Origin of the sequence: Magnetospirillum fulvum MGU-K5, assembly GCF_000442515.1 — a bacterium.
Lineage (GTDB): Bacteria > Pseudomonadota > Alphaproteobacteria > Rhodospirillales > Magnetospirillaceae > Phaeospirillum > Phaeospirillum fulvum_B.
In genome coordinates, this window is record NZ_AQPH01000010.1 from 48,251 (window position 1) to 73,817 (window position 25,567).

18 protein-coding genes are annotated in these 25,567 nt (G+C 62.8%); 2 read left to right on the top strand and 16 right to left on the bottom strand.

The features are described 5' to 3' along the window. Positions 1-8 precede the first annotated feature (8 nt). Together mfd and K678_RS04540 are read right to left on the bottom strand one after the other, a co-directional pair. On the bottom strand, positions 9-3,494 hold the full coding sequence (gene mfd, locus K678_RS04535) for a transcription-repair coupling factor (RefSeq protein WP_021131280.1): 3,486 nt from the start codon (positions 3,492-3,494) through the stop codon (positions 9-11). Continuing rightward, entirely contained in the window at positions 3,491-3,766 is a 276-nt protein-coding gene (locus tag K678_RS04540) for a succinate dehydrogenase assembly factor 2 (RefSeq protein WP_021131281.1), read from the bottom strand. The genes mfd and K678_RS04540 overlap by 4 nt, the downstream gene beginning before the upstream one ends. 71 nt (positions 3,767-3,837) lie before the next feature. On the opposite strand from K678_RS04540, the gene recG reads away from it, so the two are divergent. Continuing rightward, positions 3,838-5,922: an ATP-dependent DNA helicase RecG gene (gene recG / locus K678_RS04545; protein ID WP_021131282.1), complete on the top strand. Its 2,085-nt coding sequence runs from the start codon at positions 3,838-3,840 to the stop codon at positions 5,920-5,922. 313 nt (positions 5,923-6,235) lie between these two features. Next, positions 6,236-7,885, top strand: coding sequence for an OFA family MFS transporter (locus tag K678_RS04550; protein ID WP_021131283.1), 1,650 nt, complete (start codon positions 6,236-6,238; stop codon positions 7,883-7,885). A gap of 18 nt (positions 7,886-7,903) precedes the next feature. Here K678_RS04550 and dnaE read toward each other — a convergent pair whose 3' ends face one another. The 14 genes from dnaE to K678_RS04620 all read right to left on the bottom strand — a co-directional run. Continuing rightward, the gene (gene dnaE / locus K678_RS04555; protein ID WP_021131284.1) at positions 7,904-11,368 is read right to left on the bottom strand and encodes a DNA polymerase III subunit alpha; all 3,465 of its coding nucleotides are present in this window, start codon (positions 11,366-11,368) and stop codon (positions 7,904-7,906) included. Between the two features lie 51 nt (positions 11,369-11,419). Further along, positions 11,420-12,109 carry an ABC transporter ATP-binding protein gene (locus K678_RS04560; RefSeq protein ID WP_021131285.1) on the bottom strand — a complete coding sequence of 230 codons (690 nt, stop codon included), beginning with the start codon at positions 12,107-12,109 and terminating at the stop codon, positions 11,420-11,422. Further along, positions 12,102-13,349: a lipoprotein-releasing ABC transporter permease subunit gene (locus K678_RS04565; RefSeq protein WP_021131286.1), complete on the bottom strand. Its 1,248-nt coding sequence runs from the start codon at positions 13,347-13,349 to the stop codon at positions 12,102-12,104. Before K678_RS04565 ends, K678_RS04560 begins: the two co-directional genes overlap by 8 nt. 22 nt (positions 13,350-13,371) lie before the next feature. After that, entirely contained in the window at positions 13,372-14,661 is a 1,290-nt protein-coding gene (gene proS, locus K678_RS04570) for a proline--tRNA ligase (protein ID WP_021131287.1), read from the bottom strand. A 117-nt stretch (positions 14,662-14,778) separates the two neighbouring features. After that, on the bottom strand, positions 14,779-15,279 hold the full coding sequence (locus K678_RS17565; RefSeq protein ID WP_021131288.1) for a hypothetical protein: 501 nt from the start codon (positions 15,277-15,279) through the stop codon (positions 14,779-14,781). Between the two features lie 290 nt (positions 15,280-15,569). Continuing rightward, positions 15,570-16,343, bottom strand: a complete 774-nt coding sequence (locus K678_RS04580; protein ID WP_021131289.1) for an inositol monophosphatase family protein — start codon at positions 16,341-16,343, stop codon at positions 15,570-15,572. After that, entirely contained in the window at positions 16,340-17,695 is a 1,356-nt protein-coding gene (gene hflX / locus K678_RS04585; protein ID WP_021131290.1) for a GTPase HflX, read from the bottom strand. The genes K678_RS04580 and hflX overlap by 4 nt, the downstream gene beginning before the upstream one ends. Then, complete coding sequence (gene hfq, locus K678_RS04590) at positions 17,696-17,950, bottom strand: RNA chaperone Hfq (protein WP_021131291.1); 255 nt, start codon at positions 17,948-17,950, stop codon at positions 17,696-17,698. Between the two features lie 78 nt (positions 17,951-18,028). Beyond that, positions 18,029-18,709 (bottom strand): HAD family hydrolase, encoded by a 681-nt coding sequence (locus K678_RS04595; RefSeq protein WP_021131292.1) that lies wholly within the window; start codon positions 18,707-18,709, stop codon positions 18,029-18,031. Then, positions 18,709-20,085, bottom strand: coding sequence for a Trk system potassium transporter TrkA (gene trkA / locus K678_RS04600; RefSeq protein ID WP_021131293.1), 1,377 nt, complete (start codon positions 20,083-20,085; stop codon positions 18,709-18,711). The genes K678_RS04595 and trkA overlap by 1 nt, the downstream gene beginning before the upstream one ends. Positions 20,086-20,087: 2 nt before the next feature. Beyond that, positions 20,088-21,482, bottom strand: coding sequence for a nitrogen assimilation response regulator NtrX (gene ntrX, locus K678_RS04605; protein WP_021131294.1), 1,395 nt, complete (start codon positions 21,480-21,482; stop codon positions 20,088-20,090). 57 nt (positions 21,483-21,539) lie between these two features. Continuing rightward, a complete protein-coding gene (locus K678_RS04610) occupies positions 21,540-23,714 on the bottom strand; it encodes a sensor histidine kinase NtrY-like (RefSeq protein WP_021131295.1) in 2,175 nt (724 codons plus the stop codon). A gap of 14 nt (positions 23,715-23,728) precedes the next feature. After that, on the bottom strand, positions 23,729-25,183 hold the full coding sequence (gene ntrC, locus K678_RS04615; protein ID WP_081673161.1) for a nitrogen regulation protein NR(I): 1,455 nt from the start codon (positions 25,181-25,183) through the stop codon (positions 23,729-23,731). Next, positions 25,180-25,567: ATP-binding protein (locus K678_RS04620; protein ID WP_021131297.1), on the bottom strand; the 388-nt coding region annotated here is incomplete at its 5' end. The genes K678_RS04620 and ntrC, both read right to left, overlap by 4 nt.

Sequence of the window (25,567 nt, forward strand, 5' to 3'; positions counted from 1 at the left end):
CACTAAAATTACGCCCGGGCCAGTTCAGCCAGTTTGGCGATGACGGATCGCAAGCCTTTGACCCGCTTGGCCGGGTCGTCCCAGTCACGCAGGAAGACCAGCTTGTGGTCTGGACGTATTTTGCAGGACCCGGCGGCACGGCTGACATACTGCACCAGTCCGGCGGGATTGGCGAAGAGGTTCCCCCGCAGGGTTACCACCGCGCCCTTGGGCCCGGAATCGACTTTTTCGATTCCGGCCTGCTTGCACAAAGCTTTAATTGCAACGACTTCGAGCAGGTTTTCTACCTCGGGCGGCAACTTGCCGAAGCGGTCGATCAATTCGGCGGCCAGCGCGTCAAGGTCGGCCTGTTCATCCAGTTGGCCGATCCGGCGATAAAGCGACAGGCGGACCGAGAGATCGGCAACATAGGTTTCCGGGATCAGGACCGGGCTGCCCAAGGTGATCTGCGGCGACCATTCCTCAGCTTCATCGCTGGACAGACCGCCCTTTGCCGCTGCCACCGCTTCTTCGAGCATCTGCTGGTAAAGCTCGATTCCGACCTCGCGGATATGGCCGGATTGCTCGTCGCCCAGCAGATTGCCCGCACCGCGGATATCAAGATCGTGGCTGGCCAACTGGAACCCCGCCCCCAGCGAATCCAGCGTCTGCATCACCTGCAACCGCTTCTCCGCCGCCTTCGACAACACCTTGTCGTTGGGCAGGGTGAAATAGGCATAGCCACGCACCTTTCCCCGCCCGACCCGGCCGCGCAACTGATAAAGCTGGCCAAGGCCGAACATATCGGCGCGATGGATAATCAACGTATTGACGCTGGGCATGTCGAGACCGGATTCGACGATGTTGGTCGACAGGAGAACGTCATACTGCCGATCGCCGAAGGCGACCATCACTTCTTCCAGTTCACTGGGCGACAGGCGGCCATGTGCAACAGCCGTCTTGACTTCAGGGACCAGTTTCGCCAGTCGGTCGGCGACATGGTCGATGTCGGCCAGACGCGGGCAGACATAGAACACCTGTCCGCCGCGATAGCGTTCGCGCATGATCGCTTCGCGCAGCACCACCGGGTCATAAGGCAGGATGAAGGTGCGCACCGCCAGCCGGTCGACCGGGGGCGTCGCAATCACGCTCATTTCCTTCACCCCCGACAATGCCAGTTGCAGGGTGCGCGGGATCGGCGTCGCGCTCAGGGTCAGGACGTGAATATCGGCCTTGAGCTGCTTCAGCCGTTCTTTATGGGCGACACCGAAATGCTGCTCTTCGTCGATGATCAGCAGCCCCAGTCGCTTGAAATTGATCGACTTCGCCAGCAAGGCATGGGTACCGACGACGATGTCGAGGGTGCCCTGAGCCAGTCCCGCCCGTGTCTCGGACGCCTGCTTGGCGGTGACCAACCGGGACAATTGTTCGATCCGCACCGGCAGCCCCTGGAAGCGGTCGCGGAAGGTGCGGTAATGCTGGCGGGCCAGCAGGGTGGTCGGCACCACCACCGCCACCTGCAAGCCCTGGAGCGCGGCGACGAAGGCGGCCCGCAACGCCACCTCGGTCTTGCCGAAGCCGACATCGCCGCAGATCAAGCGATCCATCGGGCGGCCGGATCCCATGTCGGCGATGGTTTCCTCGATCGCCCGTAACTGGTCTTCGGTCTCGGCCCAGGGGAAGCGGCCGCAGAATTCGTCGTACAGACCCTCGGCCGGAACCAGACTCTCGCTCTGGCGCAGTTGACGCAGCGCGGCGACCTGGATCAATTGGTCGGCGATATCGCGAATCCGCTTTTTCAATCGGGCCTTGCGCGCCTGCCAGGCGGTACCGCCCAGCTTGTCGAGCGCGACCCCGCCCTGATCCGAGCCGAAGCGGGTCAGAACCTCGATATTTTCGACCGGAACGAACAGCTTGTCGCCGCCATCATAGATCACCCGCAGGCAATCGTGCGGGGCTCCGGCGACCTGAAGCGCGACCAGACCGTCGTAACGGCCGATGCCATGCTCGACATGGACGACCAAATCGCCTTCGGACAGCGCTGAGGCCTCGGCGATAAACTGGGCACCCTTTTTCTTCTTGCGCGCTGGACGGGCGAGACGGTCGCCCAGGATATCCTGTTCGGTGATCAGGGCCAGATCGGGAGTGACGAAGCCGTGATCGAGCCCCAGCACCAAGGCGGCAACCTGCTTCGGCCCAAGCGTCTGCGCCTCGGCCCAGCTTTCGACGGTCTCGATTCCCTTTAAGCCGCGATCTTTCAGCACCGCACCAAGGCGGTCGCGTGATCCCGAGGTCCAGGCGGCGATCACCACTCGGCGTCCGCCCTTGATTTCAGCGTCGATCCGCTCGCGAACGCCGTCATAGAGATTGGTGCCAGGGCGGGTCCGGATTTCACCGAAATCGAGGCCGATCCGTCCCTTCATGTCGATTACGGCGCTGGACTCGGCCTCGACCGAATCGAACGGCGACAGCAGCAACACCGGGCACGCCGCCAAGTGCCGGGTCCATTCCTCGGTTTCAAGATAGAGCAGAGGCGGCGGCAGCGGGTGATAGACCATCCCGGATTCGACCTGCCCCGACCCGTCAATGGTCCGGCGGGCATCGTAATATTCCAGCACCAGTTCTTGGCGCGCCGATAACGCCTGATCGGTCTGGGGATCAAGCACCGCCACCGCGTCGGGCAGATAGGCGAACAGGGTATCGAGACCGTCGTGGAACAGCGGCAGCCAATGTTCCATCCCGGTGAATTTGACTCCGGCCGAGATGCTTTCGTACAGCGGATCGGCCCCCTGCACCACTCCGAACAACTCACGATAACCGGCGCGGAAGCGGGCGATCGATGTTTCGTCCAGGGTCAATTCGCTGACCGGGCGGCAGACAAAGCCATCGACCGGGCCGGTGGTGCGCTGGCTCATCGGATCAAAGGCGCGAACCGCCTCAATCTCGTCGCCAAAAAAATCCAGGCGCAACGGCTCGGGGGATCCCGGCGGGAACAGATCGACGATACCGCCGCGCACGGCGTACTCGCCCGCTTCCATCACGGTATCGGAGCGAACATAGCCGGTATGTTCGAGAAACGAGATCAGCTTGCTGAGCGGCACCCGGGCCCCGGCCCGAGCGGTCAGGCTGGCGCGGGAGAGCGATTCGCGAGGCGGCACCCGCTGCGCCAGGGCAGCGACATTCGTCAATACCACCACACCCGGCGCCCCTGGCGACCGTTCGGCCAGCCGGGCCAGGGTATCGACCCGCCGGGCCACCACATCGACATGGGGCGACACCCGGTCATAGGGCACGCAATCCCAGGCGGGAAAATCAAGGATCGTCAGATCGGGTGCAAAAAAGGCCAGCGCCTCAACCATCCGCGCCAACCGCCCATCATCACGGGCGACGAACAGAAAATCGCGGTCGGGGTGGGCGCGGGCCAGTGCGGCCAAAGCGAGGGCATCGCTGCCCTCGGGCGTTCCCGCCAGAGTGATCCGCCCCGGTCCCGACAGAAAGGACTCCGGCAGGGTCAAGGGACTGACGCTTCGGTCTGAACGAAGGTCCGGATCATCGCCATCACGTCGTGATCGAACTCGGCGGGGACCGGACTTTTGCCGGTGACCCAATCGAACAGATCGCTGTCGGTCTGGCCCAACAGGAGCTCGAAGCGGTCAAGCTGTTCCGGCGTGAAGCTGGACAGACGGCGCGCGGCGAAACGGCCGAAGAGAATGTCGTTCTCGTTCGAGCCCATGTGATGGGCGCGGAACAAAAGGCGCTTAAATCGTGACTGGCTGGGTTCGGACATCGTGTTCCGGCATTGCGTCGGGATCAGAGCCGGTTAGGATAGAACCCTTCTTCGCCGCTGTCAGCCGTCCGATGCGCCCTCAATGTCTGTTTCCGCTGTTCGCCCCGATCACCGCGTTGCCAGGAGTGGGGCCACGTCTTGCCCCTCTGTATGAAAAGCTGGTGGGGGCCAAGGTCGTCGATCTGCTGTGGCATCTGCCGTCCTCAGTGGTTGACCGCCGCTTTTCGCCCAATCTGATCGACGCCCCACCCGGTCAGGTGGCGACGGTGACGGTCCGAGTCGAAGCTCATTTTCCCGGCGATGGCCCCAGGCGGCCGTATCGGGTCCGCGTCGCCGACGACACCGGGTTTGCCCATCTGGTGTTCTTCCATGGACGCGAAGATTGGTTGCGCCGCCAGTTGCCCGAGGGCGAGATCCGGGTCGTCAGCGGACTGGTCGAACATTTCAACAACGAAATCAATTTCCCCCATCCCGACCACATCGTTCTCCCAGAGCGCAAAGCCGAGGTGATGGTGGTCGAGCCGGTCTATCCCCTCACCGCCGGCCTAACCCAGCGACCGCTGGCCAAGGCGGCAGCGGCGGCGCTGGCCCGCGCTCCTGATTTGCCGGAATGGCAAGACCCGGCCTGGCTGGCGCGGCAGACCTGGCCGTCGTGGCGGGCGGCGCTGCTGGCGGTCCATCGCCCCGACGATGCCGGAGCCTTGAACCCGGATGGTCCGGCCCGTCGTCGCCTCGCCTACGACGAATTGCTGGCGACCCAGCTTGCCCTCGCACTGGTCCGCGCCAATCTGCGGCGGCAAAAAGGGCGCTCACTGGCCGCCCCCGCCGGGGTCTTACGGGCCAAGGTGATGGCGGCCCTGCCCTTCCGCCTGACCGGTGCCCAGGAACGGTCATTGTCCGAAATCGATGCCGACATGGCCGAACCGTTGCGGATGCTGAGGTTGCTTCAGGGCGATGTCGGCAGCGGCAAGACGGTGGTGGCCCTGCTGGCGATGCTGACCGCGATCGAGGCGGGCACTCAGGCGGCACTGATGGCCCCGACCGAAATCCTCGCCCGGCAACATCTGGCCACCCTGGCCCCGCTGGCCGAAGCCGCCGGAATTCGGCTTGCACTGCTGACCGGCCGCGATAAGGGCAAAGCGCGGGAGAAGCTTCTCGCGGCGCTGGCGGCGGGCGAAATCGATCTGCTGATCGGCACCCACGCCTTGTTCCAGGACGACGTCGCCTTCCGTGACCTCGGGCTGGCGGTAATCGACGAGCAACACCGCTTTGGGGTTCATCAGCGTCTCGATCTGGCGGCGAAGGGCTTCGCCGTCGATATGCTGGTGATGACCGCGACCCCGATCCCGCGCACCCTGCTGCTCAGTGCCTATGGCGACATGGATGCCTCGCGGCTGGACGAGAAACCGCCGGGGCGTCAACCGATTGACACGCGGGTGGTGCCGCTGGCCCGGCTTGACGAGATGGTGACGGCGGTTGGCCGTGCCGTCGCTGGTGGGGCGCGGGTTTATTGGGTCTGCCCGCTGGTCGAGGAATCCGAACAGCTTGACCTTGCCGCCGCCGAGGAACGCCACCTGACCCTAACCGAACGGTTCGGCGACCGGGTCGGGTTGGTCCACGGACGGATGAAAGGCCCGGCCCGCGATGCGGTGATGGAGCGCTTTGCCGCCGGAGACCTCGACATCCTGGTCGCCACCACCGTGATCGAGGTCGGCGTCAACGTCCCCGAAGCAACGGTGATGGTGGTCGAACACGCCGAGCGCTTTGGCCTCGCCCAGTTGCACCAATTGCGCGGGCGGGTGGGCCGTGGAACCGGGCGGTCGAGTTGCCTGCTGCTCTATGGCCATCCCTTGGGTGAGGTCGCCAAAGCCCGGCTGGAAATCCTGCGCGCCACCGAAGACGGATTCGTCATCGCCGAGGAAGACCTCCGCCTGCGCGGCGGTGGTGAAATCCTCGGCACCCGCCAAAGCGGCCTGCCCGAATTCCATCTCGCCGATCTCGACCGTCATGGCGACCTGCTTGAGGTCGCCCGCGACGATGCCCGCCTGATCCTTGACCGCGATCCCGACCTGACCGGAAAACGCAGCGAGGCGCTACGGGTTCTGCTCTATCTGTTCGAACGCGATGCCGCGATCCGGACGCTGCGGTCGGGGTAGACCGAGGACATGTCCCTTTCATTCGCGGCACCCGCCCCGCACAGTAATCGAAAATCATAATCCAACCGGATCGCAAACCGTGATGACCCGGATGGAACACGGACAGATGCGGGGGCGTGTCTGCCGATCTTGCACGCCTTACAGGGGATAATACGCCTCTGTCGATGCCGAGGCGGCGCCGCATTTGGCCTGGGCCGCTGGAACGGGACCGGGCCGATAAGCAATTTTTACATTTCAGTTCACAAAAACGTTTTCTTGAGATTTTACCGAACGTCGGGGCACATACGACGTCGCTCAAGGGAGAAAGCAGACCGTGACCCAACAGACGTTGACCGCCCCGCCTGGATTTTTGACGCGGGAGCGGACGATCGCGCCCCCGGGCTATAACCGCTGGCTGGTGCCGCCCGCTGCTCTGGCGATTCATCTGTGCATCGGCATGGCCTATGGATTTTCGGTGTTCTGGTTGCCGCTGTCACGGGCGGTCGGCATCACCGAACCGGTGGCCTGCCCGCGCGATTACAGCTTCCTCCAGGAGGTGCTCGCCACTGGCTGTGACTGGAAGATTTCTCTGCTGGGCTGGATGTACACCCTGTTCTTCGTCTTCCTTGGCTCGTCGGCGGCATTGTGGGGCGGCTGGCTCGAACGGGCCGGTCCGCGCATGGCCGGAATCGTTTCCGCCTGCTGCTGGTGCGGCGGTCTGTTGATTTCGGCGCTGGGGGTCAAGACCCACCAGATCTGGCTGATGTGGCTGGGATCGGGAGTGATCGGCGGAATCGGCCTTGGGCTCGGCTATATCTCGCCGGTTTCGACCCTCATCAAATGGTTTCCCGACCGGCGCGGGATGGCCACCGGAATGGCGATCATGGGCTTTGGCGGGGGCGCGATGATCGGCGCGCCCCTGGCCGACCAGTTGATGCGCGCCTTCGCCACCCCGAGTTCGGTCGGGGTGTGGGAAACCTTCGTCGCTCTGGCCATGATCTATTTCGTCTTCATGATGGCCGGGGCACTGGGCTATCGCGTTCCGGCCGAGGGGTGGACGCCCGCCGGGTGGTCTCCGTCAGCCGATCGCGGCCGGAACGGGCTAATCACGACGCGCCACGTCCATCTCGACGTAGCCTGGAAAACCCGGCAATTCTGGCTGGTATGGGCGGTGCTGTGTCTTAACGTCACCGCCGGAATCGGCATCCTCGGCATGGCCTCGCCGTTGTTGCAGGAGGTGTTCGGCGGTCATCTGATCGGCCTCGATCTCGGTTTTGCCGAATTGTCCACCGCACAGAAGGCCCAAATCGCCGCTGTCGCGGCCGGCTTCACCGGGCTGTTGTCGCTGTTCAACATCGGCGGGCGATTCTTCTGGGCCTCGCTGTCCGACCGGATCGGGCGCAAGCCGACCTATGCCATCTTCTTCGTGCTGGGCATCCTGCTTTACGGTGCGGTGCCATGGACGGCGCAGAGCGGCAGTATGGCTCTGTTCGTCGTCGCTTTCTGTCTGATCCTGTCGATGTATGGGGGCGGTTTTGCTGCCATTCCGGCCTATCTCGCCGACATGTTCGGCACCAAAATGGTGGGAGCGATCCATGGCCGCCTGCTGACCGCCTGGGCCACCGCCGGGGTGCTGGGGCCTGTGCTGGTCAATTATATCCGCGAATACCAGCTCGAGCAGGGCGTCCCCCGCGCCGAAGCCTATACGGTGACGATGTATATCCTGGCCGGTCTGCTGGGGCTTGGCTTCCTCTGCAACGCAATGATCACCTCGGTCCATCATCGTCATCACATGACGGAGGAGGAACTCGCCGAGAAACAAGGTGCCGACGATACCCACCAGCATTTCGTCACTGACGTCGCCGCGTTGGGCGAAGAGGTCCGCCATTCCTGGAAGGTGACGCTGGCCTGGGCAGCGGTATGGATTCCGATCGGATGGGGGGTATGGATGACGATGCGCAAGGCGGTGTTACTGTTCCAGTAATCGTTTGCCTGTGCCCGGCTAAATCTCCTCGACTTCGGCGATCCCAGCGATCGAACGCAGCGACAGCATGAAGGCCGGGGTGATCGCGATTGTCGATTTCAGCCCCATTTCGACCTCGCGCCCATCGATCCGGGCGACGATCGCGACACGGTTGCGGCCACGTCCCACACCGTCGATCAGGTCGCGTAGCGCCGGAATCGCGGCATCGTCTTCGAGGAAGACACGGATTCCGGCGGCGGCCTTGGCCGCTTCCTGATCGAGTGAGGCAATGCGCTGGCAGGTCATCCGCAATTGCTCTTCTTCAAGCTTGGCGTCAACCTCCAGCAGCAAGGCTCCGCCCGCCTCAAGCAACTCGCGTGCGGCGGCCAAAGTCTCGGAAAAGCAGGTGACCTCGAACAGGCCTGAGGAATCCGAAAATTGCAGGAAGGCATAGCGCGACCCCTTGGCCGAGACCCGCTCCTGTTTCGACAGCAACGACCCGGCCAACCGCACCCGCCCCTTGCCCCCGGCCATCAGGTGACGCGGCAATTCCGCGACCTTCAGGACGTTGAGGCGCTTCAGACTCTTGGCGAACGCGTCGAGCGGATGGGCGGAGAGATAAAATCCGACCGACTCGAACTCCATGTTGAGCTTCTCGTGCGGCGACCAGTCGGGACCAGCCTCCAGCTTCAGCGTCGGCTGATCGGTTCCCCCTAACAAACTCATCTGGCTGCTGTTGCGGTCCTCAGCGGCTTGGGCGGCGGTGCGGACCAGGGTGTCGGCATTGCGGAACAGACGTCCCCGATTACGGTCGATCGAATCGAACACGCCCGCCTTGATCAGGTTTTCGAGTTGGCGGCGATTGATCAGGCGGGCATCCATTCGGGCGACGAAATCGGACAGATCGCGGAAACGCTCGCCGCGATCACGCTCGTCGATCAGTGCCTTCATCGCCCCTTCGCCGACATTCTTCAGCGCGGCCAGGGCATAACGCACCGCCGAACGACCATCGGCAACCCGCTCGACCGCGAAATCGGCGCGCGAGGTATTGATATCGGGCGGCAACAGCGGAATGCTTAACCGATCCAGCTCCTGGCGCAGGCCGTTCAGCTTGTCGGTGTTGTTCATGTCATAGGTCATCGTCGCGGCCATGAACTCGGCCGGATAATTGGCCTTCAACCACGCGGTCTGATAGGCAATCAGGGCATAGGCGGCGGCGTGCGATTTGTTAAAGCCGTATTCGGCGAACTTCGCGACCTTGTCGAAGATCATCGAGGCCTGAGCTCCGTCGACTCCCCGCGCCACCGCGCCATCGACGAATTGCTTGCGCTGGGCTTCCATCTCCTCGCGGATTTTCTTACCCATCGCTCGGCGCAACAGATCGGCGCCGCCCAGCGAATAGCCCGACAGGACCTGGGCGATCTGCATCACCTGTTCCTGATAGACCATGATCCCGAAGGTTTCGGTCAGAATCGGTTCAAGCAGCGGATGCATGTAATCCGGCGTCTCGGTGCCGTGCTTACAGGCGATGTAACGCGGAATCTGGTCCATCGGGCCGGGGCGGTACAGCGCCACTACCGCGATTAGATCCTCCAGACGGTTCGGTCCCATCTTGCGCAGCACGTCGCGCATGCCCGAACTTTCCAACTGGAACACACCGGCGGTATCGCCCCGTGTCAGCATCTCGTAGGTGCGGGTATCGTCCAGAGGAATCGCGGAAAGATCGACCTCTATCCCACTGGTATTCTTGATGTGTCGGACGGCGGTCTGCATCACCGACAGGGTTTTAAGGCCGAGGAAGTCGAACTTGACCAGACCGGCGGATTCCACCCACTTCATGTTGAACTGGGTCACCGGCATGTCCGAGCGCGGATCGCGATAGAGCGGAACCAACTCGTCCAGATGGCGGTCGCCAATCACGACACCGGCGGCATGGGTCGAGGCGTGGCGGAACAATCCCTCGAGCTTCATTGCCAGATCAAGGAGTTGCCCGACAGTCTCGTCACGCTCCTTCATCTCTTTCAGCAGCGGCTCGCTCTCCAGCGCCTGTTCCAGCGTGACCGGATTGGCTGGATTATTGGGCACCAGCTTGCACAGGCGATCAACCTGCCCATAGGGCATCTGCAACACCCGGCCGACGTCGCGCAGCACGGCGCGGGCCTGGAGCTTACCAAAGGTGATGATCTGGGCGACCTGGGCGTAGCCGTAACGCTCCTGGACATAACGGATCGTCTCTTCGCGGCGGTCCTGACAGAAATCGATATCGAAGTCAGGCATCGAGACGCGTTCGGGGTTCAAGAACCGCTCGAACAGCAGCCCCCAGCGCAGCGGATCGAGATCGGTGATGGTCAATGCCCAGGCCACCACCGAACCGGCACCGGACCCACGGCCCGGCCCGACCGGAATCCCATGCGCTTTCGACCATTGAATGAAGTCGGAAACGATCAGGAAGTAGCCGGGAAAGCCCATCTGATTGATGATGCCCAGCTCGTATTCCGTCCGCTCGCGATAGGGCCGGGCGATCTCGGCGCGTTCCTCGTCGGTCATGCCGGGGCGGAAGACATGCTTCCACATCCGCTTTTCCAGACCGTCCAAGGTCATTTTGCGCAGCACTTCCGGCTCGGTCAGTCCATCCATATGAAAGGGAGGCAAGATCGGCTTGCGCTTGGTCACCATGAAGGCGCAGCGGCGCGCCACCACCAGAGTGTTGTCGATCGCCTCGGGGAGATCCTGGAACAGCTCCCGCATCTCGGCAGGCGACTTGAAATAATGCTCCGGGGTCAGGCGGCGTCGATTATCCTCGGCGACATAGGTACCGTCGGCGATGCAGATCAGGGCGTCGTGAGCCCGATACATGCCGCGATCGACGAAATAGGGCTCGTTGGTGGCGACCAGGGGCAGATCGAAACGATAAGCCAGATCGATCAGGGCCGGTTCGATCCGGTCCTCGACCTCCAGACCATGGCGCATCACCTCGACATAAAGCCGCCCGGAAAAGGCTTGTGCGAGCCGGTTCAGCAGGGCCTCGGCCTTCTCGCCCTGCCCTTCGGCCAGCAAGCGTCCAATCGGCCCGGCCGGGCCGCCGGTCAGGCAGATCAACCCGCCCGATCGCTCCTCCAGGTCTTCGACCGCGACCTGGGGAATTTCGCCGCCCTCGGTCTCCAGGAACGCCTTCGAAACGAGTTTCAGGAGGTTGAGGTAGCCCGCCTCACTCTGGCACAGCAACACCAGCGGGTCGGGATCGGGCCGCCGTCCGTCGCGGGTGGGCGCGGCATCCTCGCGGCGGATCGCCAGTTGCACCCCGATGATCGGCTGGATGCCAGCATCGGCGCAATAGGTCGAAAATTCCAACGCACCGAACAGATTGCCGGTATCGGTGATCGCCACCGCTGGCATCGCCATCTTCTCGCACGCCTTGACCAATTGCTTGATCTTGATCGCACCTTCCGACAGCGAATAGGCGGTATGAACGCGAAGGTGGACGAAATCGGCACACGCGGCCACGGGCGTATCTCCGCACGTTGAAGATGGAAGCGGGACGGGAGGCGGAGGCCCTTATCCCGCGACCAACTGGCCGTCCCGGAGCGTCACCACCCGATCCATCCGTTGGGCCAGATCGGGATTGTGGGTAGCAATCAACGCCGCGACCCCGGTTCCGCGCACCAGGGCGATCAGTTCGGCAAAGACGGATTCGGCGGTATGGGGATCGAGATTGCCGGTCGGTTCGTCGGCCAGCAGAACCCTGGGCCCGTTGGCAAGGGCACGACAGATCGCCACCCGCTGCTGCTCGCCGCCGGACAATTGGCCGGGGCGATGATCGGCGCGGTTGGCCAGCCCCATCCGGTCGAGCAGGTCCATCGCCTTCTCCCGCGCCTGCCCCTTGGCGATTCCGGCAATCATCTGCGGCAGGATCACGTTCTCGACGGCGGAAAATTCCGGCAGCAGGTGATGGAACTGATAGACAAACCCAAGATGGAGCCGACGCAGACGGGTCCGCTCGGCCTCGCTTTGGTCTCCAGCGGAAATCCCGGCCAGGAAGACCTCGCCCTGATCGGGGTGCTCCAGCAACCCGGCGATGTGCAGCAGGGTCGACTTCCCTGCCCCCGATGGCCCGACCAGGGCGACGATCTCGCCGCTCTGGATTTCGAGATCGGCCCCGCGCAGCACATCAAGGACGTCTTTGCCCTGGCTGAAGCGGCGACGGATGCCGGACAGCCGCAATCCCTCGGTCAGGGCCTTACTCATAGCGCAATGCCTCCACCGGATCGAGCCGCGCCGCCCGCCAGGACGGATAGATCGTCGCGGCGAACGACAGTCCCAACGCCATCAGCACCACCGTGACCACCTCGCCGGTTTCGACGCGGGCGGGAAGTTGGGTCAGGAAGTAGATTTCGGCGGCGAACAGCTCGCGACCGATGATCGATTGAATGAACTGACGGATCGCCTCGATATGGGTGGCGAACCAGACACCCAGAACGGTACCGAACACGGTCCCGGCTACTCCGACCGAGGCCCCGGACAAGAAGAAGATGCGCATGATCATCCCCCGCGTCGCCCCCATCGTCCGCAGGATCGCAATGTCGCGTCCCTTATCCTTCACCAGCATGATCAGGCTGGAGATGATGTTGAACGCGGCGACCAGGATAATCAGGGTCAGGATCAGGAACATCACATTGCGTTCGACCTGAACCGCATTGAAGAAATTGGCGTTGGATTGCTGCCAGTCATAGATGCGGGCGGAGCCGCCGGTCAGTTCGCTCAATTCGCGCCGGGTCGTCGGCACCCGGTCGGGCTCGTCAAGGAACACTTCAATCTGGGTCACCGCGTCAGGCAGGCGGAAAAAGGTCTGCGCCGCAGGCAACGGCATGAAGACAAAGCCGGAATCATATTCGAACATCCCGACGTTGAAGGTCCCCGCGACACGATAGCCGCGCATCCGGGGCACGGTGCCAAAGGCGGTGGCGCTGCCCTTGGGCGAGATCAGGGTCACGGTATCGCCGATCGCCACCCCCAGCTTCTCCGCCAGTCGATAGCCGAGCACGACCGAATCCTCTCCGGTGAACTCGGACGGAGCGCCGCGCCAATTGCGCGAGAAAATCTGGCGGGCCAGCAAGTCTTCGGGCCGGACGCCGCGGACAATCGCGCCGGTGCCGCCACCGCCGGGCGACGAGGCGAACACCTGTCCCTCGACGGTGGGAATCACCATGGTGACGCCGGTCAATGACCGAATTCGATCCGTCAACGAATCGAATTCGGTCAGCGGAGCCGATGCGCCATAGACCCCGATATGGCCGTTGATGCCCAGGATGCGGCCCAGCAATTCATGACGAAAGCCATTCATCACCGCCATCACCACGATCAAGGTGGCGACGCCCAGCCCGATTCCCGCCAGCGAAAAACCGGCAATGACCGAAATGAAGCCTTCCTTGCGCCGGGCTCGGAGGTAGCGAAACGCGACCATCCGCTCGAACGAACCAAAGATCATCGGGGACTCCCAAACAGTGGCCTTATTCGGCCAGACGGGCCAGAGCCGATTCGGCCGACAGTTCGACCCGCTCGCCGGTCGCGCGGTTCTTCAGTTCGACGATCCCGGCGGCAACGCCCTTGGGTCCGACCACCACCTGCCAGGGCAGGCCGATCAGGTCCATATCGGCGAACTTGACCCCGGCACGGTCGTCGCGGTCGTCGTACAGAGTGTCGATCCCCGCCTTCGCCAACTTGGCGTAAAGGTCGTCGCAGACGGCGTCACAGGCGGCATCGCCGCTCTTCAGATTGATCAGGCCGACCTGGAACGGCGCGACCGAGGCGGGCCAGATGATGCCGCGTTCGTCATGGTGGGCTTCGATGATCGCGCCGACCAGACGCGACACGCCGATCCCGTACGATCCCATTTCGACTGCGACGGGCTCGCCGTTCGGGCCCTGCACCACTGCATTCATCGCCTTGGAATATTTGGTGCCGAAATAGAAAATGTGACCGACCTCGATCCCGCGCGCTTCACGCAACCGTTCCGCAGGCGGAACGCCGGGAGCGCCGGGAACGTGCTTTTCGTCGGTGGCGGCATAGAGGCGGTCAAGCGCTTCCAGATCGATTTCGCCCTTCGCCGCCAGTTCGTCATAAGCGACGTCATAGAACACGCCGCTTTCGCCGGTCTCGGCCAGGATGTGGAATTCGTGGGTGAGATTGCCGCCGATCGCCCCGGAATCCGCCCGCATCGGGATCGCGGTCAATCCCATTCGCTTGAAGGTCTTCAGGTAGGCGGTGAACATCGTCTCGTAAGACTTTTTCGCGCCTTCGAAATCCAGATCGAAGGAATAGCTGTCCTTCATCAGGAATTCGCGGCCGCGCATCACGCCAAAGCGGGGGCGGACCTCGTCGCGGAACTTCCACTGGATGTGATAGAGAATCTTCGGCAGGTCGCGGTAGCTCTTGACGTTGTCGCGGAACAGCTGGGTGATCAACTCTTCGTTGGTCGGTCCAAACAGCATCTCGCGGTCGTGACGGTCGCGGATGCGCAGCATCTCCTTGCCATAGGCGTCATAGCGCCCGCTCTCGCGCCAGATGTCGGCCGACTGGATCGTCGGCATCAGCAATTCCTGAGCACCGGCAGCGTCCTGCTCCTCGCGCACGATCCGTTCGATCCGGCGCAGCACCTTCAGGCCTAACGGCAGCCAAGAATAGATGCCCGCGGCCGACTGGCGGACCATTCCGGCCCGCAGCATCAGCCGGTGCGAAGCGATCTGAGCCTCGGACGGAGTCTCCTTCAGGGTCGGCAGGAAAAAGCTGGAACGGCGCATGACGGTCCTCTGGAATCGGGAAAGGCAGGAAAGCGCGGACTTTAGCCCGGATTTCCCGGCCTGTCACGAACCGGGCTGGTCTTTTCCGAGAATGACGGACGCTGAACCGGCATGACGTCAACGCACACCCCGTCGCGCACAAGCCGCAGCCAGAGCGCGCTGGTCATCCAACATCATCGGCTGGTCGTTGAAGGTAAAGGTATCGCGGGCAAAGTCGTACTTGACCGTGCCGATCTTCGATTGGGTCAGCCCCAACCCCTTGGCGATCCCTTGCGGTGTCGTGATGCCCTGGCGTTCTTTGTTATAGGTCAGCGGATTGATCGTGATCGGGATTTCCAGCACGTCGGGAACGACACGACGGGCGAAATCGGCCGCGACCGGATCGAGATCGGCGGAAACAACCGGACGGCCATGCACATCGACGCCAGGACGATAGGCGACGTCGGCATCGGGGATATGGCGGACCAGTCGCGAACAATCCGGCTTGGAAATCGTAATCACCAGGGGCGTGTCCGGCATCAGTCGGGTGGGCGCACCGGCAGAAGGCTCCGCCGCCAATGCCGAAGCGGAAACCGAGGCAGCGATGGAGATGAACAAGGCCAGCAGACAGCGGAACATCGCGGAAACCCTCCTTGCATCCTCTGAGCTTGAGGCTTCGACTCTTTCACCTTCGACCGGACTGATAGAATATAAAACAAAAAAAATGAGTGACGATCGGAACAAAGTTGCGTAGCTTTGCCGCCAAGCCCGGTCAACGGGCAAACCATCCAAATCGATGGCCGGTTTTTCGCTCGGCCCTGGGTTCGGAAGGAAACGTCCCCTGATACGATAGCGGAACCAGGTTAAGAAAAAGCGGCGGAATCGGTCTCCCGGTTCCGCCGCTTCCGTTATCGGACATAGGCTTCTGCTTACCCGACCAGCAAGGCCCGCAATGACGACCAGCAATCCTGGTCGGGTGCCAACAGCAATCCCCCATGATCGAGCCGGGGGCGATAGGGATGTCCATCGATCAGACGACCATAGCCGCCTGCTTCAGCGTGGATCAGAACGCCGGCAGCGTGATCCCACGGCATCAGCCGGTGGAAATGGGCGAAATGCAAGATCCCGGTGACGAGATCGAGATAATCGTGCGCGGCGCTGCCCTTGCGGCCGACCTTGGCGACCCGTCCCGCCAAGCGGGCCGAGCGTTTAACTGAGCCGGTCAGGGTGTCGAGCGGCCCGCCCGGCAGCACCGACAGGCGCTGGCCGGATTCCCAGGCACCATTCCCCTGTTCGGCAATCGTCATCCGACCGGATACCGGATCATAAATCCAACCGATCCGGGTGACACCATCAATGACCAGGGCCAGAATCACGGCGAACCGGGACAGACCTTGCGCAAAATTCGATGTGCCATCGACGGGGTCAATCACCCACACTGCCCCAGGCTGCTCGAGAAGAGTGAGAAGGGCTGGATTAGCGGCAACCGCTTCCTCGCCGACGCAGGCGGCTTCGGGTAGGATTTCAGCCAGACGAAGCGTCAAAACCCGCTCGGCTTCGATATCAGCTTCGGTGACCAATTGCCCCGGCTGTTTCTCGCGAATTTGCCCGGCGGTCAGATTGCGGAACCGGGGCAGGATTTCGGCGGCGGCGACCTCGCGGAGGAGTCCGGCGACCCGTTCGACGTCGACCGCTCGGGTCATGAGGGCGGCCTGGACGTCGCCTGCCGCTGATGAAAGCGACGAACATCGGCGGCATCGAGCTTGACGCGCAGATAGGCGTGGCTCTGATTGTCGCGACGGGCGACGACTTCGCCATGACGGTACAGCCAGGCAATCGACGCGCCGTCCGTCAACAGCAGAGAGACGTCAAGCACCGTCCGCCCCTGGCCCAGGCGGCGGTCGAGCTCGGCCAGCAGGGCGGGAACCCCTTCTCCGGTCACCGCCGAAAAGGGCAGCCGCGTTTCATGGCGGCTGGCCTGATTGAACACTTCCTCTCGCCGCTCGGCATCCAGCAGATCGATCTTGTTCAGCCCTTCGACCAAGCCGTTATCGACCATCTCGGCCAGCCCCAACTCGCGCAGGACGGTTTCTACGTCGGCGGCCTGGGCCTCGCTGTCGGGATGGGAGATATCGCGGACATGAACCACCACGTCGGCTTCCAGCACCTCTTCCAGGGTGGCGCGGAAAGCGGCGACCAGTTCATGAGGCAGATCGGAAATAAAGCCGACCGTGTCGGACAGGATCACCTTGCGCCCCGACGGCAGGTCCAGAGTCCGCATCGTCGGGTCGAGAGTGGCAAACAACATGTCCTTCGCCATCACCTCGGCGCGGGTGATGCTATTGAACAGGGTCGATTTCCCGGCATTGGTGTAGCCGACCAGGGCAACGATCGGATAGGGCACCCGCCGCCGCGCCTTGCGGTGCAGGTCGCGGGTCCGTTTGACGTCGTCCAGTTCGCGTTCCAGCTTGACGATGCGGTCGCCGATCATGCGGCGGTCGGCCTCGATCTGGGTTTCGCCGGGGCCACCCAGAAAGCCGAAACCGCCACGCTGGCGCTCCAGGTGGGTCCAGGAGCGCACCAGACGCGAGCGCTGGTAACTGAGCGCAGCCAGTTCGACCTGAAGCGTTCCTTCGCGGGTGCGGGCACGGGCGCCAAAGATTTCGAGAATGAGGCCGGTGCGGTCGATCACCTTGCAGCCCCACGCCTTTTCCAGGTTGCGCTGCTGCACCGGGGTCAGCGGGGAATCGATCACCGCCAAGCCGATCTCGGCATCGGCGATCGCGTCGGCCAGTCGCTCGACCGCTCCCTTCCCCAGCAGGGTCGCAGGACGCGGCCGCGGCACCGGAACCGCCTCGGCCAGGACGATATCGAGATCAATCGCCTGAGCCAGCCCGATCGCCTCGGCCAGTCGGGCTTCGGGGAGACGAACCGCCGAAAGCGGGGAAGAGTCGGCAGACCCCTCCCCTCGCCCTCCGGCTTTCCGTGCGGGATGAACCACCAGGGCGCGTTGGCGCGAAGACGAAACCGAAGATTCGGAGGGACGGGAAGCCACTTACTCTTCGCCGCTTTCCTTGGACGTCGGATCGAACAGAATAACGGGGGTCGACGGCATCACCGTCGAAATCGCGTGCTTGTAGACAAGCTGCGTGTGCCCATCGCGGCGCAGAAGCACCGAAAAGTTATCGAACCAAGTCACGATTCCTTGCAGCTTAACGCCATTGACGAGGAAAACCGTGACAGGGGTCTTATTTTTTCGGATGTAATTCAGAAAAACGTCTTGGACGTTCTGGGTCTTCTCTGCGGACATGCTTTTGATCCGTTCTTATTGCCCGTTTGGATTAATCGAAGCGAAACCGATGGAATCGTTCGATTATCTCTTTCGTTATCACCATTTCGGCGCGATGGGAACCGATAGTTCACACAGCAAATCGCCCAGAGCCCGGCAATCGCCCAGCACCCGGTCGGGAGCCACCGAGAACTCACCGGGACGGGGAGCCTCGGGCCGCAACAGCACCGAACTGCACCCGGACTTGTCCGCACAGAGAATATCGACCGGCGAATCGCCGATGAACCACACATCGCGACCAAGATCGAGCCCGGTACCGTCCAGTGCCAACCGCACCGAGGCGGGATCGGGCTTATCGGCCTCGGCATCCTCGGCTCCGACCAGACGGCTGAAATAGCCGGTCCAGCCCAATGCCTCGGCTTCCTTACGCAGGAAATTGCCGCGCTTGTTGCTGACCACCGCCAGAACCAGCCTCGTCTCGGCCAGCGCGTCGAGCAGAGCGGCGGCACCCGGCAGCGGAACGAGATGATCGAGGTGAATTTCGGCAAAGGCGGCGCTGAACACCTCACGCGCCTCGGGCCAGCGTTCGCCGAACATCTGTGGAAACGAGTCGCGCATCGAGGCGGCGACCTGTCCCTTGGTTTGCTCCATGCTCCATTCGGGCAGGCCGAAATGGCGGAAGGTGGCGTTGTAGGTTTTCTGGATACACAGCCAGGAATCGACCAGGGTATCGTCCCAATCGAACACCAGCCCACGCGGCTGGGGCAAGGATAACGGCATCAAAAGAATTCCAACCGGACAGAGAACATCTTTTCCACTTTCTCGACCGCCTCGGCGGCGGCAAACAAAATCACCCGGTCGCCCGCCTGAACCACGGTGGCACCGCGCGGCGAAATCACCCGGCCGCCGCGGACAATCGCGCCAAGCAGAACCCCGGCGGGAAGGCGGACGTCACGCAACGGCTTGCCGACCAGAGAGGAGGTTTCGAGCGCATCAGCCTCGATCAACTCGCCGAAGCCTTCATGCAGCGAGTGAACGCCATGAATACGACCGCGCCGAACGTGCTGAAGAATGTTGGAAACGGTGATGGCGCGGGGCGAAATCACCACGTCGATCCCCAGCGGGGCGACCAGCGCGCCGTAATCGGTTTTGTTGATCAGAGCCATGGTGCGGCGGCAGCCATAGCGCTTGGCCAGCAGACTGGCGAGAATGTTGGTCTCGTCGTCATTGGTCACCGCGACCACCGCTTCGGCGGCAGCAACCGAAGCTTCCTTCAAAATCTCGCCATCAAGGACATCGCCATTGATCACCACCGAGCGGGTCAGGCTGCGGGCGACCAGTTCGGCGCGGTCCTTGTCGATCTCGATCACCTTGATCGTGGTGTTGGGATGAGCCGCTTCAAGCTGCTGGGCCAGGAACAGGCCGATATTGCCGCCACCCAGCACCAGGATACGCCGCGCTTCCTGATCTTCACGGCCAAAGGCGGCCATCGCCCGTTCGACATGGCCGGTATCGACGACGAAATAAACCTCGTCGCCTTCCAACATCTGGTCCTCGGAATCCGGAACAATCGCCTTACCATCACGGACGATGCCGATAATGACGATCGCCAGATCGGGAAACAGCACGGTGAGCTGACGCAACGGCGTATTGATCAGCGGGCACTGGCTGGTGCAGCGCACCCCGATCAGGCGGACCCGGTCGTTGGCCAGCGGAATGACATCGATCGCACCGGGAACCTGAAGCCTGCGGGTGATGGCGCGGGCGACCTCGATCTCGGGGCTGATGATGACGTCGATCGGCAAATGTTCGCGGGTGAACAGGTTCGACCAGATCGGCTGGAGATAGCTCTGGCTGCGAATGCGGGCGATCTTGGTCGGCACTTTGAACAGCGAATGCGCCACCTGACAGGCCACCATGTTGACCTCATCGGCGGCAGTCACCGCGATCAGCATGTTGGCGTCGGCGGCTCCGGCCTGCTCCAGCACCGCCGGATGCGAGGCAAAGCCCGAAACGACCTGAACGTCCAATGTGTCGCCGATCTTGCGCAGCAGATCGGGCCGCTGGTCGATCACGGTGACGTCGTTATTTTCGCTGGCAAGGTAATGGGCAATGTTGAAGCCGACCTGCCCAGCCCCACAGACGATGACCTTCATCGCTAACGCACCTTTTCGTCGGTATTGATGCCGAGAAGCTTCAGCTTCCGGTGCAGAGCCGACCGCTCCATGCCGACAAAGGCGGCGGTGCGGGAAATATTCCCCGCGAAACGATTGACCTGGGCCAACAGATATTCCCGCTCAAACAATTCGCGCGCCTCACGCAAGGGAAGCGTCATGATCTCGCTCGATTTTTCCCAGCGCAGAACGGTCGGCGTGATCGCGCCGATCTCGCTCGGCAGCATATCGGCCCGCACCGGCTCGCGCCAATCGCCGGGCGCCATAATCAGCAGCCAGTCGATCGCATTACGCAACTGGCGGACATTGCCCGGCCAGTCATAAGCCTGAAGCGCAGCCAGGGCGTCCTCGCCCAGAGGACGCGGCGGCACCCCGGCCAACTGCGCTGCCAGTTGCATGAACTGACGGGCCAAGAGCGGAATATCCTCTTTGCCGTCACGCAACGCAGGCATCCGGATCGGCACGACGTTCAGGCGATAGAACAGATCCTCGCGGAAATGTCCGGCAACCATTTCGGATGGCAGATCGCGGTTGGTGGTCGCGATGACCCGGACATCGACCTCGACCCGCTTGCCGCCGCCAACCCGTTCAAAGGTCTGGTCCTGAAGGACACGGACGATCTTGCCCTGGGTCTCCAGCGGCATGTCGGCCACCTCGTCCAGCAGCAGCGTGCCACCATGGGCCTGCTCGAACGTGCCGATTTTGCGCGGAGAGCTTGGACCGTCGGCACCATGCTCGGTCCCGAACAATTCGATCTCCATCCGGTCCGGATGCATCGCCGCGCAATTGACGACAACAAACGGGCCTTCGGCACGGCGGGAATGGGCGTGGATCATCCGCGCCGCCACTTCCTTCCCCGAACCGGCCGGGCCGGTAATCAACACCCGCGAGTTTGTCGGCGCGACCCGCTCGATCGTCTGGCGAATCTGGGCAATGGCGGGAGAAACGCCGACGAGATCTCCGGTCGAGCCGGAGCGGACCCGCAACTCGCGGTTCTCGCGCTTCAGCCGGGCGGATTCGATGGCGCGGTCAACCACCAGCAGCAACCGGTCGGCCTTGAACGGCTTCTCGATGAAATCATAGGCACCTTGCTTGATCGCCTGAACGGCGGTCTCGATGGTGCCGTGACCTGAGATCATCACCACAGGAACGTCGGGATGCTCGCGCTTGATCTCGTCAAGCACGCCAAGGCCGTCAAGGCGCGACCCCTGAAGCCAGATGTCTTGGATCACCAAAGAGGGCCGACGGGCACGAATACGCTCCAGCGCCTCATCGGCGTTAGCGGCCTCGCGGGTGCTGTGCCCCTCGTCCTCAAGAATACCGGCGATAAGGACACGAATATCGGCCTCATCGTCGACGATCAGGATGTCATGCGCCATGAACTACCGTCTTGTCACCGGAGGATTGGGATGGTGGCGGCTCGGTTGCCGGAAAGATCAGACCGACCCGCGCCCCCCTTCCGGCGCGTCTTCAAGATACAGATCACCCCCATGGTCTTCCATGATCTTCTTAACGATGGCAAGACCTAATCCGGTCCCCTTGGCCCGGGTGGTGACATAGGGCTCGGTCAGCCGTTCACGATTTTCCCGCGGCAATCCGCGGCCATTGTCTTCAACCTCGACCAGGGTCCGCTCCGGCTCCTGCAACAGCCGCATCACGATCCGGCCGGGAATCGACTGATCGTCACGGCCCCGCACCGCCTCGACCGCGTTCTTCAGAAGATTGGTCAAGGCCTGACCGATCAGCCGCCCATCGGCGACGATCGGCACCGCCTGATCGGGAATCTGATTGACGAAGGCGATCTCGGGAGCTCCGTTTCGTTGCAGGAACATCGCCTGACGGCAAATGTTGGCCAGATCGTCCGCCTTCATCTGCGGAGCAGGCATCCGGGCGAAGGACGAGAATTCATCAACCATCCGCCCGATATCCCCCACCTGACGGACGATGGTGTCGGTCAATTGAACGAAGGTATCAGGATCGCTCCCGATCTCCTTCAAATATTTGCGTTTCAGTCGCTCGGCCGCCAATTGGATCGGCGTCAGCGGATTCTTGATCTCGTGGGCGATCCGCCGGGCGACATCGGCCCAGGCCGCCTTGCGCTGGGCCGAGACCAGTTCGGTGATGTCATCGAAGGTGACGACGAAGCCGACGGTTTCGCCGTCGAGATTTTCGGCGGCAACACTGACCAGCAAGATACGCGAGCGCTCGCCTGGGGGCGACAGCCTCACCTCGCGCTGAAGCAGCCGGTCGGGACGGCGGGCGACCTCATCGACCGCCTCGGCCAGTTCGGGGAGAACCTGATGAAGATCTTCGCCGATATGGTCTTCCAACGCCAGTCCGACCAATTCGCTGGCCGAGCGGTTGGGCAGATGAATCCGTCCCAGGCGGTCGAGACCGATCACCCCGGCCGACACCCCCTCCAGCACCGTTTCGGTAAAGCGACGGCGTTCGTCCAACTCGCGATTGGCATCCATCAAATCCTGACGCTGGCTGGAAAGCTGATCAGTCATCCGATTGAAAGCACGCGATAACAGCCCGACCTCGTCGGCGGTGTTCTCCTCGCTGACGCGGGCGTCGAGATCGCCGGAGCGGACCCGTTCGGCCGCATCGATCAATCGGACGATCGGCGTTGCCAGCCGCGTCGCCATCATCAGCCCGACCCGCACCGAGGTCAGAACCAGCAGCAAGGCGACCATTCCGAACACCAGCGAGAACGCAGTTTCCAGTCCGGATCGGCGACCTTCCAGACGCTCATACTGCTCCACCGCCTCCGAGGTCTTCTCCATATGGCCGATGACCTTGGGATCGACAAAGCGGCCGACGAACAGGAAGGTGTCGCCGAACAGGCCGGGGACCTGAACCAGCGCCCGCACCCGGTCCTCGCCGCCGCCGGTCAGCACCGCGACGTCGCCAGCCCGCGCTTTCTCGAACGCCCAGGGCGGGATTTGATCGATATTGGCCTCGACAGCGAAGATCAGCCCGGCCCGGGCCAGGATCGTTCCGCGTCCGTCAAACACGATCGCTTCGGTCAGACCGCGCACCGCCGCCTGGGTCGCGACGAATTGGGAAAAATGCTGAGGCGAGCGCATCAGCATCGGCCCCTCGCGGTTGATGTCGTTGGCCATCGCCAAGGCATCGCCGCCGATGATCTGCTTGTGCTCTTCCAGATACGCGTGAGCGACCTCAAGCGATGCCTGAAGCGCGGTGCGGACCCGCTCCGAGAACCAGCTTTCCAGCCCATAGCGGAAGAAGACCGCCGATCCGACCGACATCAGCGCTGACGGCGTTACCGCCACCAGCGCGAACAGCACGATAAAGCGCAAATGGAGCCGCGATCCCGACGATCCGCTGCGTCGGGCCCGCATGACTTCGAGCACCCGGAACCCGACCACCGCGCCCAGCGCCAGCAGCAGAACGCAATCGAGCCCGAGCAGGATCTGCACGGTGTGGGGATCGGGCTGGGCGATCCCGGCATCGGCCAGAACCCAGATCGTGGCGATCACCGATGGCACCGTGGCCAGGGTCAACCCATAGGCCAGCAGATGCGGCAGATCGGTTTGTCTGAGCCACGAACCGAAACGACGGGCGGACTCGGGTTGTTCCGGCGCCATCGCCTCGCCTTTCGTCATTTCAGGGTGCGGCTGACCTGCAATTCCAGGTCACGGATTTTCTTGCGCAACGTGTTTCGGTTGAGCCCCAGCAACTGCGCCGCCTTGATCTGGTTGCCGCGAGTCGCCTCCAGAGCCAATGAAATCAGCGGCTTCTCGACCTCGCGGACCACCCGGTCATAGACTCCGGCCGGGGGCAGCCCGTCGCCGTGATTGGCGAAATAATCGCGCAGGTGACGTTCGACCGTCGCCGACAACCCCTCACCCTCAATCCCGGCCCCGATCATGTCGGACGGCGGCGCACCTCCGGCCAGTTCGGCCTCGATCACGTCGATCCCGATCACTTCCTGGGAGTAGAGCGCGGCCAGACGGCGAACCAGATTTTCCAGCTCGCGGACATTACCGGGCCAGCGATGTCGCTTCAGCCGTTCCATCGCCTGGGAATCGATCGTCTTGGCAGGCAGCCCCTCGGACCCGGCCTGAGCCAGGAAGTGGCGGATCAGCTCGGGAATATCCTCGCCCCGTTCGCGCAACGGCGGCAGGCGGATCGGCACCACGTTGAGGCGATAGAACAGATCTTCGCGGAACATGCCCTGACGGATCAGCTGAGTCAGATCGCGGTGGGTGGCGGCGACGATGCGGACGTTGGCGCGGATCGGCACCCGTCCGCCGACGGTGGTGTACTCGCCTTCCTGCAACACTCGCAGCAACCGGGTCTGCGCCTCGGGCGGCATATCGCCGATTTCATCGAGAAACAGCGTCCCGCCCTCGGCTTGTTCGAACCGTCCGGCGGCTCGTTGGGTCGCGCCGGTAAACGCGCCTTTCTCGTGGCCGAACAATTCGCTTTCGATCAGTTCGCGCGGAATCGCCGCCATGTTGATCGCAACGAAGGGGCCGTTGCGGCGCTTGCCGTAATCATGCAAAGCGCGGGCGACAAGTTCCTTGCCGGTTCCGGACTCGCCGGTAATCATCACCGTTAGGTCGGTTCCCATCAGCCGGGCCAGGGTCCGATAGATTTCCTGCATCGCCGAAGAGCGGCCGATCAGCGGCAATTTCTCTTCGTCTTCGTCCAAGGCGGCGTCGGACGAGGCGGCACGCGGTGCCGACAACGCCCGACTGACTACCGCGACCAATTCCTTGAGGTCGAACGGCTTGGGCATGTATTCGAACGCGCCGCGTTGGGTCGCCTTGACCGCCGTCAACAAGGTGTTCTGGGCGCTCATCACGATGATCCGCAGATCGGGGCGGATTTTCTTGATCCGGGGCAGCAGATCGAGCCCATTCTCGTCGGGCATCACCACGTCAGTGATAACGAGATCGCCCTCGCCTTCCGACACCCAGCGCCACAAGGTCGAAGCGTTTCCGGTCGTCCGCACGTCGTAGCCGACCCGGCCCAGAGCCTGGGACAGCACGGTGCGGATACCACGATCGTCGTCAGCCACCAAAATGGTGGCAGGGGTAGCCATGGTCATTCGCTTTCCTTGCTTTCGCCGTCCTGGACCATCGGCAGCAACACCCGGAAGACCGTCCGCCGGGGTTGACTGTCGAACTCGATCACGCCGCCATGATCGCCGACGATTTTCGCCACCAGCGCCAATCCCAACCCGGTTCCGGTGGTTTTGGTAGTAACGAAGGCATCGAACAGATTGGGGCGCAGATCGTCGGGGATTCCGGGACCGTTATCTTGAATACTGACCACCAGCGGCAGATGGCGCTTGGCTTCGTTGCCGCCCGGCAGGGCCAGACGGACGCCGTGCTGATAGCCGGTGGACAAAATGATTTCCCCGCCTTCGTCCGGCACAGCCTCGGAGGCGTTCTTGACCAGGTTCAGGAAGACCTGAATCAATTGGTCGCGA

Excerpts from the sequence above, each read along its gene's own strand:
- K678_RS04540 (WP_021131281.1), bottom strand. The coding sequence starts at position 3,766 with ATGTCCGAACCCAGCCAGTCACGATTTAAGCGCCTTTTGTTCCGCGCC.
- recG (WP_021131282.1), top strand. The coding sequence starts at position 3,838 with ATGCGCCCTCAATGTCTGTTTCCGCTGTTCGCCCCGATCACCGCGTTG.
- K678_RS04560 (WP_021131285.1), bottom strand. The coding sequence starts at position 12,109 with ATGAGTAAGGCCCTGACCGAGGGATTGCGGCTGTCCGGCATCCGTCGC.
- K678_RS04565 (WP_021131286.1), bottom strand. The coding sequence starts at position 13,349 with ATGATCTTTGGTTCGTTCGAGCGGATGGTCGCGTTTCGCTACCTCCGA.
- proS (WP_021131287.1), bottom strand. The coding sequence starts at position 14,661 with ATGCGCCGTTCCAGCTTTTTCCTGCCGACCCTGAAGGAGACTCCGTCC.
- K678_RS17565 (WP_021131288.1), bottom strand. The coding sequence starts at position 15,279 with ATGTTCCGCTGTCTGCTGGCCTTGTTCATCTCCATCGCTGCCTCGGTT.
- K678_RS04580 (WP_021131289.1), bottom strand. The coding sequence starts at position 16,343 with ATGACCCGAGCGGTCGACGTCGAACGGGTCGCCGGACTCCTCCGCGAG.
- hfq (WP_021131291.1), bottom strand. The coding sequence starts at position 17,950 with ATGTCCGCAGAGAAGACCCAGAACGTCCAAGACGTTTTTCTGAATTAC.
- K678_RS04595 (WP_021131292.1), bottom strand. The coding sequence starts at position 18,709 with ATGCCGTTATCCTTGCCCCAGCCGCGTGGGCTGGTGTTCGATTGGGAC.
- trkA (WP_021131293.1), bottom strand. The coding sequence starts at position 20,085 with ATGAAGGTCATCGTCTGTGGGGCTGGGCAGGTCGGCTTCAACATTGCC.
- ntrX (WP_021131294.1), bottom strand. The coding sequence starts at position 21,482 with ATGGCGCATGACATCCTGATCGTCGACGATGAGGCCGATATTCGTGTC.
- K678_RS04610 (WP_021131295.1), bottom strand. The coding sequence starts at position 23,714 with ATGGCGCCGGAACAACCCGAGTCCGCCCGTCGTTTCGGTTCGTGGCTC.
- ntrC (WP_081673161.1), bottom strand. The coding sequence starts at position 25,183 with ATGACCATGGCTACCCCTGCCACCATTTTGGTGGCTGACGACGATCGT.